The following is a 13,538-nucleotide window of genomic DNA, read 5'->3' as shown; positions in this document are numbered from 1 at the left end:
CTTTCTTCTCTTAATCCTTTTTTACATAGGCAACACCTTCAAGAACCATTTCCATTATTATTCCCTTCCCAAAAGAAACCTGGAGAATCTTTGTTTGTTTATTTATAGCTACTATTTGTCCAATCAATCCCCCTTTTGTTACAATCTTATCCCCTGCTTTTAAGGATTCTAACATTTCTCTCCTTCTTTTTTCTTCTCTTTTTTGAGGAATGATAGCAATAAAATAAAAAATTGCAAGAAAGACTCCCCAAAATATTAAAATACTAATCAAACTTCCAGTATTTTGGTCCATAGCTCCTCCTTTTTTATTCTATTTTCTCTATCAGATTTCAAATAATTTTCTAAAAACTCTTTCTTAAAGCTTTCATACCTCCCTTCTTTAATACTTTCTCTAATATTCCTCATAAGTCTAAATAAAAATCTTAAATTATGAATAGTTAAGAGTCTATAGGCCAAAGTTTCATATTGAAGAAAGAGATGTCTTATATATGATCTTGTAAACTTTTTACAAGAATAACAATCACAGTCTTCTTCTAATGGAAGAAAATCCTCTTTATATTTTGAATTCTTAATATTCCTTCTTCCTTCTTTTGTATAAAATACACCATGACGAGCAAGTCTTGTAGGTAGAACACAATCAAACATATCTATTCCAAATCCAACAGCAATAACTAAATCTTCTGGGGCTCCTACTCCCATTAAATATCTTGGCTTATCTTCAGGTAGAAGTTCAGTAGTATAATTAATTATCTCATACATTTTTTCTTTGGGTTCACCCACACTTATACCTCCTAAAGCAAAACCAAAGATAGGTAAGTCAACCATTTTCTCTACTGCTTCTTTTCTTAAAGAAGGGTAAAACCCTCCTTGAACTATTCCAAACAAGATTTGTTGATCTTCTCTAAGTTTTTTATACTCAATACTTCTTTTAAGCCAATCCAAGGTGAGATCTAAGGCAAATTTTGTTTCCCAGAAACTTGCAGGATAACCTATACACACATCTAGAGGCATAATTATATCAGAGCCCAAATGAAACTGAATCTCCATAACTAATTCAGGAGTAAAAAAGTGTTTCGTACCATCTATATGGGAATTAAAATATATTCCATCATTTTCTATCTTACTTAATCTTGCTAAGCTATAAACTTGATATCCCCCGCTATCAGTAAGAATAGGTCCTTCCCATCCCATAAATTTATGAAGCCCTCCAGCATTTTTTATAATTTTAGAACCTGGTCTTAAGAATAGATGATAAGTATTTCCTAAAATAATTTCTGCTCCTTGTTCCCTTACTTCTTCAGGAGTTAAAGTCTTTACAGCCCCATGAGTCCCTACAGGCATAAAAACAGGAGTATTAACTTCTCCATGAGTAGTAGTAATTTTTCCTATTCTTGCTCTACTTTTAATATCTTTTTTAATTATTTCAAATCTCATATTTCACTTAATATATAAACATAGCATCTCCAAAACTATAAAATCTAAATTTTTCTTCTATAGCCTTCTGATATGCTTTTTTCATAAGATCATATCCCATAAATGCAGCTACTAACATAAGCAAAGTAGATTTTGGAAGATGAAAATTAGTAATAAGCCCATCAATTATTTTAAATTCAAAACCTGGATATATAAAAAGAGAAATTAGTCCTTTTCCGGGTTTTAGTATATTATCTTCTCTATTCCCTTCTAAAACCCTCGTCACCGTTGTTCCTACTGCAATTACCCTTCTCTTCTCTTTTTTTGCCAGATTAATTCTTTCTGCTGTTTCTTCTGATATTTCAAAATATTCAGGATCTAACTTATGTTTTGTTATATCTTCAACAATAACAGGTTTAAAAGTTCCTAATCCTACATGTAAAGTGATGTAAAGAATTTCTACCCCCATATTTTTAAGAGAATTTAATAATTCTTCGGTAAAGTGTAGTCCTGCTGTAGGAGCAGCCACTGCACCTGCTTTCTTCGCATATATAGTTTGATATTTATCGGGATTATCCAAAGGTTTTTTAATATATGGAGGGAGAGGAATCTTACCTATTTCTGGTAGAATCTCATCCAAATTCTCAGTTGAAAATTTAATTATAAAAACACCTTCCTCTCTTCTTTCTATGACTTCGCCATATATATCGTCTGAAAAATAAATCTTTACTCCTATTTTTGCCCTCTTAGCAGGCCTTATTAAAACTTCATACTCTCTTTCCCCTATTTTCTTTAATAGTAAAACTTCAATTTTTGCTCCTGTTTCCTTTTTTCCATAAATTCTTGCAGGAATAACTTTTGTATCATTTAATACTAAGACATCTCCAGTCCTTAAAAAATTCTTTATATCTCGAAAAATATGAAGGCTTATCTCTCCAGTCTTTCTAGAAATTACCATAAGTCTTGAAGAGTCTCTTGGATTTGCTGGCTCTTGTGCTATTAATTCCTCAGGTAAGTAATAATCATAATCTGACAATTTTAGTACCATTTTTGAATCTCTACCCCTTTATAATAATATTTTATTATTTCTTTGTAATTAAATCCCCTTTCAGCTAAAAATTTTGCTCCTTTTTGGGAAAGTCCCACTCCATGTCCCATTCCTCTTCCCAATATATATATTCCTGTATTTTCAAATTTTATATCAAACAAAGTACTTGGAATGTTAAAAATTTCTCTCCAAAGAGTTCCTCTTATTAACCAATTTTCAGTATTATTTCTTATAATAACATTTTTTACCCTTCCTGTAGAACTTTTTTCTAGTTCAATATAAAAAACTTCTTGAAGATTCAAATTAATATTAGCAAGCTTTATTTTAATATCTTCAAGAGAAAGAAAAACCATCCAAGTATCGTTATTAAGTTCTTCTACGTCTTTAACACTTCTTAAATAAGGATAATATCCACCCCATACGTCTTCAGAGTTTTCTGTTATTCCTCCAGAGGAAGAATGATAAAATGCTTTTATTAATCGACCATTATAAGTTATAACCTCACCAATAGTCTCTTTCACAGCTATATTTGTCTTTTCCCTCTCAAAATTTACTCCTTTATAAGCTTGGCAATGAACATTAGCACAAAGATCAAAGATTTTATGTCTATTTAAATTAGATAAGGCGTAAGTTCTTGCTGATACTGCTTGTGCCTTTAATGCCTCTAAAGGATAAGATACAGGCATTTCTACGGGAATAACTCCCATCAAATAATCTTCTAAATTTAAAATATTGATTATCCATCCACTTTCATTTATTTCAAGTATTCCTTTATATATCATTGAATTTACAGTAATTAACTTATCTTTTTGAGGATAAAGAAAGACGGGTAATGTCAATACTAAAATATCTTTCCCAAAATTGAAAATTACATTTCCTTTTTCAATTCTTAGAATAAATTCTCCCTCTCCTCCTACTTCAACTCGAATGCTAGAATTTACAATTTCTCCTACTTTCGTAAAATAAACTTCTTTATCTATTTTAAAAAGTCCTACTTTAATAACAGGAATATCCTGAGAAGGAGTAATAGATATTAACACAAAAACAGCTAAAAAAATTAAAAGAAGATATTTCATTTCCTAATATAAAAAATAATACTAAAAATTAAAGTCAAAATTAAGCTTATAAGCAAGCAAGTAGTTATAGGAAAGTAAAAGACAAAATTTTTCCTCTCTATCCTAATATCTCCGGGAAGACGCCCTAAAGGTAAAATCTTTGAACCATAAGCTAAAAATATACCTAAAATAACCAAAATTATACCTAAGACTATTAGCCACTTTCCTAAGAAGGCCATAATATCATCTCCCTACAATTACTTTTTGAAACTGGCGTAAATTTTTTAAAACTAGTCTTTTTGCAGGTATTAACTCTCCATCCATTGTAGCCATTAAATCATCGGGACCTTCAACCTTAACCTCTTTTGCTCTAAACATTTTAACATGAGGATTTATTGTGTGTTTACCAAAAAAGATCAAAGGAAAATGCAAGATTAATTCAAAGGGAGATATCTTTTCAATAAGACAAATATCAAAATATCCATCATCGAGAGAAGAATAAGGTAGTATCTTCATACCTCCTGCATAATTCTTAGTATTTCCAACAGCCACTAATGTTATTTTTCCTTTCCATCTATTTCCATCAAAGCTAATTTCACATTCTTTTGCTTGATACCTTTTCAATGTAGTAAAAACAGAAATAATATAACCTAACGGTCCTTTTAAAGCTAATTTATTAGCTGATATATTTACCTCTGCGTCAAATCCCATTCCTGTTATTCCTACAAAGTATCTTCCATCTACTAAACCTAAATCCATTTTAAAATATTTCCCATTCTTTAGGATCTTTATAGCTTTCTCAATATTTCTTGGAATTTTTAACGATATAGCAATATCATTACCTCTACCTATAGGAATTATACCTAAAACCCCCCTTCCCTTTAATCCATTAACAACTTCATTTACTGTTCCGTCACCACCTGCTGCAACTATTACTTCTGCTCCTTTTTCCAAGGCATTTTCTACTTGTCTCGTTGTTTCTTCCTTTCCCTTAGTAAACTCAATATTAAAATTAAATCTTTCTTTTTCCAAAATTCTTTTAATATAAGAAAAAAGTTTTCTACCCCTTCCTCGATTAGCAGTAGGATTTACGAAAACATGATATTTCATTTTTTGACTCCTTTCCAAAATCTTTCTTTTTCACTATAAATACAACCACAATATTTCTGTCTGTAAAGATTTAATTCCTTTATAATATTTATACTCTCTTTATATCCCTCTCTAAAATCTTTATAAAAGAATTCTAAATTAAATTCCTTTGCTAATAAGTCACTAACATTCTTTATAAGTTCATGATTTTGATAGGGACTCACCAATAACGTAGTTGAAAAACTCTTAATTCCTAATTCTTTTGTCTTTTGGGCAGTTTTTCTTAATCTTATGTAGTAACATACAGCACATCTGTTCTTTTCTCTAAACACCACCTCTCTTATAAACCCCTCTAAATCATAATCATCTTCATAAATAATTTCAAGATTTTGAAGCCCAGAGAAAGTCTTTAAAGCTTCTAATCTTAACTTATATTCTTGAAAAGGATGAATATTAGGATTATACCAGAATCCTTTAACAATATATCCCTCCTCTCTCATTTTTTTTAGAGGATAAGCAAGGCAAACTGAACAACATATATGAAAAAGAATCTCTTTTTTCATATTTTATTTTCAATAAGATGTAACAATCCTACAGGAGTTATTATTCTTCCCCTTGGAGTTCTTTGTATAAATCCTAATCTCAAAAGATAAGGTTCATATACAACCTCTAAGGTTTCAGGAGATTCATTTAAAAATTCTGATAAAGTCTTTATTCCTACCGGACCTCCATTAAAAATATCTCTCAAAGCGAGTAATATTTTTCTATCAGTCTCATCTAATCCCTTCTCATCTATTCCAAGAAATTTTAATATCTCTTTAACCTCATTTTCATTTAACTTTTCTTTATTTTCTACTTGGATGTAATCTCTTACCCTTTTTAATAATCTATTCGCAATTCTTGGGGTTCCACGAGATCTTTTTGCTATTTCCATTAATATAGATGAAGAAAGATCTAAATTCAAAATTCTTTGAGACCTTTCTAGAATTTGCATAATTTCCTCATCGGAATAAAAATCAAGATTTCCAATAAAACCAAATCTATCCCTTAGAGGATTGCTAAGTAAACCTGGTCTTGTAGTAGCTCCCACAATAGTAATAGGTGGAAGTTTTAATTTTAAAACTCTTGCAGAGGGACCCTTTCCAGTAATTATACTAATTATAGAATCCTCCATTACGGAATATAAAATCTCCTCAAGAAATGGAGAAAGTCTGTGAATTTCATCTATAAAAAGAATTCCTCTTTCGGGTATAGACGTCAAAATCCCTACTAAATCACCCGATTTCTGTAAAGCTGGTGCAGAAATAATCTTAATATCAACCCCTTGTTCCAAAGCAAGAATTAAAGCTAATGTAGTTTTTCCAAGTCCTGGAGGCCCACAGAAAAGTATATGATCCATTGCTTCTCTTCTTTCTTTTGCCGCTCTTAGAATCAAACTTAATCTTTCAATTATTTTCTTCTGACCTATAAACTCAGAAAAATAGCGAGGTCGAAGAAGATTTTCCAAAATAGGTTCTCTTTGAGTCAGGGAGAAATTTGCTATTTTTTTCATACTAAAGTTCCTTTCTGAGCTTCTCTAAAGCTATTTTTAATAATTCTTCAGGAGATTTCTCTTTTTCTTTCAAAAGCTCCCTTGAAATTTTATTAACTTGTTTTTTCGAATATCCTAATTTATTTAAAGCTTCCATAACTATGTCTACTTTTTCTTCTCTTTCTTCTATAGGTAGACTCTTTTTGGCAGAGAAAAATATTCTTTGAGCCAGTTTTTTTCCTATGCCAGGAACAATAGTTAGTATCTCCCAATTGTCACTTTCTAAAGATACTCTCCATTCTTGTAAGGTTATATTTTCAACAATTCTTAATGCTAGCTTAACCCCAACTCCTGATAAGCTTAGTAACTCTTCAAAAAAGTCCCTTTTTTCCTTATCTATAAATCCAATTAAGCTTATTTCTTTTTCTTCTAATATTTCACTTATATATATCTTAATTTCCTCTCCTATTTTGCTTTTTAAAGCTTCAAGGAATTCTTTAGAGCCCTTTATTCTGAAACTTATATCTCCTAAGGAGAGAATTAAGAAATTATTGGAAACATCTATTATTTTCCCTTGAATATGATTTAAAAAACTCAATTCTGATCCCCATAAAGTAAGGAATAACATATACTCAAAGCTAAAGCATCTGCTACATCATCAGGTTTAGGCATTTCAGGAAGCTTTAGAAGTTCCATTACCATGATTTGAACCTGTTCTTTTGTTGCTCTTCCATATCCAACAATAATTTGTTTAACTTCTAAAGGTGTAAAAGCATAAGTCTTAATATTATGCTGATAGGAAGAAAGCAGAATAATACCTTGAGCCTGAGCAACATTTATAGCAGTTTTAAGATTTTTATAAAAAAACAGCTTCTCCATTACTACCACATCAGGAATATATTTTTCTATAAGATTAGAAAGCTCCTGGTATAAATAATCTAATCTCTTACCTACATCCCAATTTTTAGGAGTAGCGATATATCCATATTCTAAAACTTTTAATTTTTCTTTTTTAGACTCAATTAAGCCAAAGCCTATTATTGCCGTTCCTGGATCAACACCTAATATCAGCATTTAAGATAATGCCTGCAATATTTCATCAGGTATATCAAAATTAGCATAAGTTTTCTGGACATCATCATGATCTTCTAATTCTTCCATAAGTTTTAAGACCTTTTCTGCATCTTCATCTTGTACAGGAACAACATTTTTAGGAATTTTAGTTATTTCAGCACTATTAATTTTGTACCCCTTTTCTATTAGAATATTTTTAACAGAAGAAAAATCTTGAGGAGAAGTTACTATTTCAATAGAATCAGGATCAATCTTCACGTCTTCTGCTCCTGCTTCTAAAGCATCACTTAATAGTTGATCCTCATCTTTTACACTATCTTTATCAATGAATATACTTCCCTTTTCCTCAAAAATCCAGGATACGCAACCCGCTTCTCCTAAGTTTCCTCCATGCTTTGTAAATATTCTTCTAATCTCTGATGCAGTTCTATTTTTATTATCAGTTACAACCTCCACCATAATAGCTACACCACCAGGCCCATACCCCTCATATACTACTTCTTCGTAAGTTGCACCAGGAATTTCTCCTGTCCCTCTTTTTATTGCTCTTTCAATATTTTCTTTTGGCATATTTGCCTCTTTAGCTCTCTCTATAGCAGCTCTTAGTCGTGGGTTTGTTTCAGGATTTCCTCCACCTTGTTTTACTGCAATAATAATCTCCTTACTCAAATTTGAGAAAAGTTTTCCTTTTTTTGCATCTGCTGCTGCTTTTCTATGTTTTATATTAGCCCACTTAGAATGTCCAGACATTATTTCTCCTCCCTATCATGAAGTTTCTTATAAAATTTAAGTTTCATAAGAATTCTACTATATTTAATAAAGTTTGACAAGAAGAGAATAAGCTAAAGGTATATTCTCTAAAATATCCCCTGCAATAAGTCCCCTTTCCCCATACTTCTCTTTAAAAACTAGAGCAGATAAGGAATGCAAATAGTTTCCCAAAATACATGCTTTCTTGATATCTAAATTTTGAGCTAAAAGACTAACAATAATTCCTGTCAAAACATCTCCCGATCCTGCTGTGGCTAAAAGTGGAGAAGCAAAAGGATTCACATATATCTCACCATCAGGAAAAGAACTCAAAGAGTATGGGCCCTTCAATATTAGGTTAATATTATATCGCTTAGAAAAATCCTGAGAAATTTTAAATCTATTCCTTTGAATCTCTTCTAGGGAAATATCTAGTAATCGAGACATCTCTCCTAAATGGGGTGTGAGAATTATATTCCCTTTATTAAGTCGATGGAGAATTGGTTTAATTGCAGTTAGACCATCCGCATCAATTACTAAGGGTATAGATAATTTTAATGAAAGTTCTCTAACAAATCTCTGAGTTGTTTCAGAAAGTCCTATCCCAGGACCTAAACCAATTGCATCAATTCCAAGTTCCGCAATTTTATCTAAGATAAAGGTAACATTATCTTCTGAGATAAAACCCATTTCCTCCTTAAGAGGAATAAATATTATTTCAGGATTTGTAGATCTATGAATATTACTTATAGATTCTGGTAAAGCAAGATAAACTATTCCACAAGATGATCTCAAAGAAGCTTTTGCAGATAGAATTGGCGCGCCTGTGTATTGAACTGATCCACCTATAATTAAAACTTTTCCTTTACTTCCTTTATGAACATTTAAAGAGAAAGAAGGAATAAAATTCTTAACTTCTTTTTCTTCTACTAAAAACACCTTTGAAGAAATAAATTTTTCTAAAAATTCTTGAGAAAAACCCAATGGGTTTATAACTATTTTACCAATGTAATCTACAGCATTTAAATTAAAAAAACCAATTTTAGGAAAAAACATGGTAATTGTAGTATCTGCTTTTATGGCTTCTCCAAGAATATCTCCCGAGTCTGCATCAATTCCTGTTGGAACATCTATAGAAATTATAGGTTTATTTAAATTATTAAGCTCCCTAATAATCTTTTTCAAATTTTCATCCAAAGGTTTTTTCAAACCAATTCCAAAGAGTCCATCTATTATTATTTCTGCATCTTTGGCTAAATTCCAATTTTCTATTAAAGATAAAAATCTTAGCCCAGATTTTTTTAAAATCTCATATTGTATTTGGCATAAGGAAGAAATTCCTTTTTCCCAAGCATATGTTAGAATAACAGGTCTATTTCCATTGATATAAAGATATCTTGCTATTACTAAAGCATCTCCACCATTGTTTCCTGGTCCACAAAGAATTGCTATTTTTAAATTTTTAATATTTTTAAATCTGTCTCTTATAAAATGGTAAGTAAATACCCCTGCATTTTCCATAAGAAGTAATGAGGGAATATTAAACTCTTCTATTATCCTTCTTTCTAGTTCTCTAGTTTCTTCTATAGAAATTATTCTCATTTTCTACCTTCTAATCTCAGAACTACTCTATTAGGTAAGCAAACAATAGTTTCTCCTATTTTATTTATCCAACCCTGCTTTATACATATTTTATCAGGACATGGAGAAGAAATCATTTTTATACCCTTTTGGGGGTTATATTCAAAATAGCTTTTTCCTAATATTCCATTTACTAAGAATTCTCTTCTTGATTTTAAAGTATTTATATCTATCTTGGATATTTCCTTGTTGTTTACTTCTACAACTATATATAACGGTAAAGATGAATTCTTATTTAAAATCCAAAGGAATATACTTAAAAGAAAAATAAAGAAAATTATAAAAATTTCTCTTTTCTTCATGGATAAAAAGGGGGTAGACTACAGTCTACCCCCAAGTTTTTTTACCTTTTAAAATTCAATATTCCTTTGTATACTGCAGATTCTCCTAATTCTTCTTCAATTCTCAATAATTGATTATATTTTGCAATTCTATCAGTTCTACTTGCTGAACCTGTCTTAATTTGTCCACTGTTTACTGCTACTGATAAATCCGCAATAAATGTATCCTCTGTTTCTCCTGAGCGATGAGAGATAATAGTTTTATATCCTGATTGCTGAGCTAATCTTATAGTATCCAAAGTTTCTGTTAAAGTTCCAATTTGATTAACTTTAATCAAAATTGCATTACCAATTCCCTTTTCTATTCCTTCTTTTAAAATCTTAGGATTTGTTACAAAAATATCATCACCCACTAATTGAACTTTCTTACCTAATTTCTCTGTCAATTTTTGCCATCCTTCCCAGTCTTTTTCTGATAAACCGTCTTCTATAGACACAATAGGATACTTGTTTACTAAATATTCTAAGAAAGAAATCATCTCATCAGAAGAAAAGGTTTTTCCTTCAGCCCTTAAGATATATTTTCCATCTTCGTAAAATTCACTTGCAGCAAGATCTAAAGCTAAAGCCACATCTTTTCCTGGTTCAAATCCAGATTTTTTTATAGCCTCAACAAGAATTGACAAGGGTTCTTCATTAGTTTCTATATAAGGAGCAAATCCACCTTCATCTCCTACATTAGTATTTAAATTTCTATTCTTCAATATACTTCTTAAAGTATGAAATACCTCTACTGCCCATCTTAAAGATTCTTTGAAAGAAGGTCCTAAGGGAACAATCATATATTCTTGAAAATCTAAAGGATTATCTGCATGTTTTCCTCCATTAATTACATTCATTAATGGGACAGGAAGTTCCCTTGCTTGAACTCCACCAAGATAAGAGTAAAGAGAAACTCCTAAGGAATTTGCACTTGCTCTTGCAACTGCCAAGGAAACTGCTAAAATAGCATTAGCTCCTAATCTTGATTTATTCTCAGTCCCATCTAGTTCAATCATAGTTTTATCTATAATATACTGATCGAAAGCTTCTAAACCAATCAATTCAGGAGCAATTACTTCATTAATGTTTTTTACTGCCTGAATCACACCTTTACCTTTATACCTTTTCTCATCTTTATCTCTTAATTCCAAAGCCTCTCTACTCCCTGTAGAAGCACCTGATGGAACAATAGCTCTCCCACTAGAACCATCCTCCAAATAAACTTCTGCCTCAACAGTAGGATTTCCTCGAGAATCTAACACTTCCCTTCCAATTACGTCTAATATTGCTGGCACAAAATCACCTCCTTAAACTATTCTCGATGTCTATTATAACATTAAGTATTAAAAACTTGTTTAAAGTTCTTTTAAAAGCCTGAGAAATAAGCTAAAATAAAAGAAAAAACATAATAAGGCTATGGAGGTTTATATGGAGTATATTTCGCCAAATTGGAATGAAATCTACAATCTCTGTGTAGAACTTGCAAAAAAAATAAAAGATGACAACTTTAAACCTGAAGTCATTGTAGGAGTAGCAAGAGGTGGTTGGATTCCTGCAAGGATTCTTTCAGATCTTTTAGAGAATTCTTATACTGCTAATATAAAGATCGATTTTTATAGAGGTGTTGGAGAAACAAGAGAAAGACCTGTTATTACTCAGACTATTTCTACAGGGGTAGAAGGAAAAAGAGTCTTAGTAGCAGATGATGTAGCGGATAGTGGAAAAAGTCTGAAAGTTGCAAAAGAACACTTAGAACATTGTGGAGCAACAATTGTTAAAATAGCGACAATTTATTATAAACCTTGGTCTATAATTAAACCTGATTATTACATAAAAGAAACCTCTTCATGGATTATTTTCCCATGGGAAGTTAATGAAACTCTTCTAAAAATTTCTAAAAATTTAAAAGACAAAGGAAAATCAAAAGAAGAAATTTACGAAGAGCTGTTAAGAACAGGAGTAGAAAAGGAATTATTAGAGATATTAGTAAAAAACTTCTGGAGTATCGTTTTATGAAAGCTATATCCGCAGGAGGAGTAGTTTTTTACAAAGATCAAGTATTAGTCCTTCAAAGAAAAAATGGAAACTGGGTTCTTCCAAAGGGACATGTAGAAAATAATGAAAATATAGAAGATACTGCTGTAAGAGAAGTGGAGGAAGAGGCAGGAATTAAGGCTAAGATTATCGATTATATAGGAGAAATAGAATATCATGCTCCTGCAACAGAATTTCATCCTGAGGAAGATAAAAAGGTTCTTTGGTTTTTAATGTACGCTTTATCAACAAATATTAAAGTTGAAGAGAAAGTATTTAATCAGGGGAAATTTTTAAAATTTGAAGATGCAATAAATATTTTAACTTTTCCTTTAGAAAAAGAGATTTTAAAGAAAGCTTATGATCTTCTATTAAAAAGGAGAATGAAATGAATATATTGATGCTTACTTGGGAATTTCCACCTAGGATTATAGGTGGTTTAAGTCGACATGTGTCAGACCTAAGTTACGCACTAGCAGAAAAGAACATAAATATTACAATAATTACATGTTGTTCAGAAGGTGCAAAAGAAAAAGAGAATGTAAAAAATCTTTCTATTCATAGAGTTCCTCATAAAATCATCGAAACTCCCGATTTTATTAACTGGGTATATTTTTTAAATTTTTCCATGATTATAAAAGGTATAGAATTATTTAAACAAAATTTATTTGATATTATTCATGTTCATGATTGGCTATCTGCCTTTGCTGGTTATGTTTTAAAACACTCTTTTAAAAAACCTTTAGTAGCAACTATTCATGCAACAGAATACGGTAGAAATCAAGGGATATATACTAAGGAACAGAGCTTTATTCACAGCGTTGAATGGTGGCTAACTTACGAGGCATGGAGAGTAATTGTATGTAGTAGTTTTATGAAAGAGGAAATTACAAATCTTTTTAATCTACCTGAAGATAAAATAGATGTAATTCCTAACGGAGTTAATATAGAAAATTTAAAAACTAATCTAGATTTAAAGGATGTTAGAAAAAATTTTGCTTTACCCAGCGAAAAGATAGTCCTTTATATAGGAAGAATGTATTATCAAAAAGGCCCAGAGTATTTACTAAGATCTGCTCCCCTAGTTCTTTCTCAATATCCAAATGTTAAATTTATTTTTGTAGGAACAGGAGATTTATTAAATCCCTTAAAGGAAGAGGCTAACAACTTAGGACTTCAAAATAAGGTTGTTTTTACAGGATTTATTGATGACTCTCTAAGAAATGCCCTATTAAATATTGCAGATATTTGTGTATTTCCAAGCATATATGAACCCTTTGGAATAGTTGCTTTAGAAGCAATGGCCTTATCAAAACCTGTAATTGCTTCTAATATTGGTGGTTTTAAAGAAATCATAGACTCAGGACAGGACGGCCTTCTTTTTACTCCAAGGGATATTTATGACCTTGGGCAGAAGATATTGTTTTTATTAAAAGATGAAAATTTCGCAAACACAATAGGAAAAAAAGCAAGAGAAAAAGTTGAAAGTATGTATACCTGGGATAAAATTTCTGAAAAGACATTAAAAGTTTATGAAAGAGTATATAAAGAATATCTTTCATCAAATTGGATGTGAGGTG

Annotated in this window: 17 protein-coding genes; 3 read left to right on the top strand and 14 right to left on the bottom strand. The window is 30.9% G+C overall.

Annotated features, from left to right (window positions below; translation table 11 throughout):
* Positions 1-10: 10 nt before the first annotated feature.
* From yajC to eno, 14 genes are all read right to left on the bottom strand, one after another.
* Positions 11-292: a preprotein translocase subunit YajC gene (yajC, locus tag NZ841_03900; protein MCS7201901.1), complete on the bottom strand. Its 282-nt coding sequence runs from the start codon at positions 290-292 to the stop codon at positions 11-13.
* The gene (tgt, locus tag NZ841_03895) at positions 268-1,434 is read right to left on the bottom strand and encodes a tRNA guanosine(34) transglycosylase Tgt (GenBank protein ID MCS7201900.1); all 1,167 of its coding nucleotides are present in this window, start codon (positions 1,432-1,434) and stop codon (positions 268-270) included. Before tgt ends, yajC begins: the two co-directional genes overlap by 25 nt.
* A 7-nt stretch (positions 1,435-1,441) precedes the next feature.
* Positions 1,442-2,461, bottom strand: a complete 1,020-nt coding sequence (queA, locus tag NZ841_03890) for a tRNA preQ1(34) S-adenosylmethionine ribosyltransferase-isomerase QueA (GenBank protein MCS7201899.1) — start codon at positions 2,459-2,461, stop codon at positions 1,442-1,444.
* Positions 2,452-3,537: a SpoIID/LytB domain-containing protein gene (locus NZ841_03885; GenBank protein MCS7201898.1), complete on the bottom strand. Its 1,086-nt coding sequence runs from the start codon at positions 3,535-3,537 to the stop codon at positions 2,452-2,454. Before NZ841_03885 ends, queA begins: the two co-directional genes overlap by 10 nt.
* A complete protein-coding gene (locus tag NZ841_03880) occupies positions 3,534-3,755 on the bottom strand; it encodes a DUF2905 domain-containing protein (protein MCS7201897.1) in 222 nt (73 codons plus the stop codon). The genes NZ841_03885 and NZ841_03880 overlap by 4 nt, the downstream gene beginning before the upstream one ends.
* Before the next feature lie 4 nt (positions 3,756-3,759).
* On the bottom strand, positions 3,760-4,626 hold the full coding sequence (locus NZ841_03875; protein MCS7201896.1) for a diacylglycerol kinase family lipid kinase: 867 nt from the start codon (positions 4,624-4,626) through the stop codon (positions 3,760-3,762).
* Positions 4,623-5,168, bottom strand: coding sequence for an epoxyqueuosine reductase QueH (locus tag NZ841_03870; GenBank protein ID MCS7201895.1), 546 nt, complete (start codon positions 5,166-5,168; stop codon positions 4,623-4,625). The genes NZ841_03875 and NZ841_03870 overlap by 4 nt, the downstream gene beginning before the upstream one ends.
* Positions 5,165-6,157: a Holliday junction branch migration DNA helicase RuvB gene (gene ruvB, locus NZ841_03865; protein MCS7201894.1), complete on the bottom strand. Its 993-nt coding sequence runs from the start codon at positions 6,155-6,157 to the stop codon at positions 5,165-5,167. Before ruvB ends, NZ841_03870 begins: the two co-directional genes overlap by 4 nt.
* A 1-nt stretch (position 6,158) precedes the next feature.
* A complete protein-coding gene (locus tag NZ841_03860) occupies positions 6,159-6,734 on the bottom strand; it encodes a helix-hairpin-helix domain-containing protein (GenBank protein MCS7201893.1) in 576 nt (191 codons plus the stop codon).
* Positions 6,731-7,210: a crossover junction endodeoxyribonuclease RuvC gene (gene ruvC, locus NZ841_03855; GenBank protein MCS7201892.1), complete on the bottom strand. Its 480-nt coding sequence runs from the start codon at positions 7,208-7,210 to the stop codon at positions 6,731-6,733. Before ruvC ends, NZ841_03860 begins: the two co-directional genes overlap by 4 nt.
* On the bottom strand, positions 7,211-7,960 hold the full coding sequence (locus tag NZ841_03850; GenBank protein MCS7201891.1) for a YebC/PmpR family DNA-binding transcriptional regulator: 750 nt from the start codon (positions 7,958-7,960) through the stop codon (positions 7,211-7,213).
* Positions 7,961-8,023: 63 nt separating this feature from the next.
* Positions 8,024-9,562, bottom strand: a complete 1,539-nt coding sequence (locus NZ841_03845; protein MCS7201890.1) for an NAD(P)H-hydrate dehydratase — start codon at positions 9,560-9,562, stop codon at positions 8,024-8,026.
* A complete protein-coding gene (locus NZ841_03840; protein MCS7201889.1) occupies positions 9,559-9,903 on the bottom strand; it encodes a NusG domain II-containing protein in 345 nt (114 codons plus the stop codon). The genes NZ841_03845 and NZ841_03840 overlap by 4 nt, the downstream gene beginning before the upstream one ends.
* 41 nt (positions 9,904-9,944) lie before the next feature.
* Positions 9,945-11,219 (bottom strand): phosphopyruvate hydratase, encoded by a 1,275-nt coding sequence (gene eno, locus NZ841_03835; GenBank protein MCS7201888.1) that lies wholly within the window; start codon positions 11,217-11,219, stop codon positions 9,945-9,947.
* A 133-nt stretch (positions 11,220-11,352) separates the two neighbouring features.
* Between eno and NZ841_03830 the strand changes: the two genes are divergently transcribed.
* From NZ841_03830 to NZ841_03820, 3 genes are read left to right on the top strand one after another with little or no spacing between them, the layout of a single operon-like run.
* Complete coding sequence (locus NZ841_03830) at positions 11,353-11,940, top strand: phosphoribosyltransferase (protein MCS7201887.1); 588 nt, start codon at positions 11,353-11,355, stop codon at positions 11,938-11,940.
* Complete coding sequence (locus tag NZ841_03825) at positions 11,937-12,350, top strand: NUDIX hydrolase (GenBank protein ID MCS7201886.1); 414 nt, start codon at positions 11,937-11,939, stop codon at positions 12,348-12,350. Before NZ841_03830 ends, NZ841_03825 begins: the two co-directional genes overlap by 4 nt.
* Complete coding sequence (locus tag NZ841_03820) at positions 12,347-13,534, top strand: glycosyltransferase family 4 protein (GenBank protein ID MCS7201885.1); 1,188 nt, start codon at positions 12,347-12,349, stop codon at positions 13,532-13,534. The genes NZ841_03825 and NZ841_03820 overlap by 4 nt, the downstream gene beginning before the upstream one ends.
* Positions 13,535-13,538: the final 4 nt, after the last annotated feature.

Origin of the sequence: Dictyoglomus sp., from assembly GCA_025060475.1 — a bacterium.
Classification (GTDB): domain Bacteria; phylum Dictyoglomota; class Dictyoglomia; order Dictyoglomales; family Dictyoglomaceae; genus NZ13-RE01.
The sequence above is the reverse complement of the archived record's forward strand: the minus strand, read 5'-3'. Positions and strand labels throughout refer to the sequence as shown.

Excerpts from the sequence above, each read along its gene's own strand:
- yajC (MCS7201901.1), bottom strand. The coding sequence starts at position 292 with ATGGACCAAAATACTGGAAGTTTGATTAGTATTTTAATATTTTGGGGA.
- tgt (MCS7201900.1), bottom strand. The coding sequence starts at position 1,434 with ATGAGATTTGAAATAATTAAAAAAGATATTAAAAGTAGAGCAAGAATA.
- queA (MCS7201899.1), bottom strand. The coding sequence starts at position 2,461 with ATGGTACTAAAATTGTCAGATTATGATTATTACTTACCTGAGGAATTA.
- NZ841_03885 (MCS7201898.1), bottom strand. The coding sequence starts at position 3,537 with ATGAAATATCTTCTTTTAATTTTTTTAGCTGTTTTTGTGTTAATATCT.
- NZ841_03880 (MCS7201897.1), bottom strand. The coding sequence starts at position 3,755 with ATGGCCTTCTTAGGAAAGTGGCTAATAGTCTTAGGTATAATTTTGGTT.
- NZ841_03875 (MCS7201896.1), bottom strand. The coding sequence starts at position 4,626 with ATGAAATATCATGTTTTCGTAAATCCTACTGCTAATCGAGGAAGGGGT.
- NZ841_03870 (MCS7201895.1), bottom strand. The coding sequence starts at position 5,168 with ATGAAAAAAGAGATTCTTTTTCATATATGTTGTTCAGTTTGCCTTGCT.
- ruvB (MCS7201894.1), bottom strand. The coding sequence starts at position 6,157 with ATGAAAAAAATAGCAAATTTCTCCCTGACTCAAAGAGAACCTATTTTG.
- ruvC (MCS7201892.1), bottom strand. The coding sequence starts at position 7,210 with ATGCTGATATTAGGTGTTGATCCAGGAACGGCAATAATAGGCTTTGGC.
- NZ841_03850 (MCS7201891.1), bottom strand. The coding sequence starts at position 7,960 with ATGTCTGGACATTCTAAGTGGGCTAATATAAAACATAGAAAAGCAGCA.
- NZ841_03845 (MCS7201890.1), bottom strand. The coding sequence starts at position 9,562 with ATGAGAATAATTTCTATAGAAGAAACTAGAGAACTAGAAAGAAGGATA.
- NZ841_03840 (MCS7201889.1), bottom strand. The coding sequence starts at position 9,903 with ATGAAGAAAAGAGAAATTTTTATAATTTTCTTTATTTTTCTTTTAAGT.
- NZ841_03830 (MCS7201887.1), top strand. The coding sequence starts at position 11,353 with ATGGAGTATATTTCGCCAAATTGGAATGAAATCTACAATCTCTGTGTA.
- NZ841_03825 (MCS7201886.1), top strand. The coding sequence starts at position 11,937 with ATGAAAGCTATATCCGCAGGAGGAGTAGTTTTTTACAAAGATCAAGTA.
- NZ841_03820 (MCS7201885.1), top strand. The coding sequence starts at position 12,347 with ATGAATATATTGATGCTTACTTGGGAATTTCCACCTAGGATTATAGGT.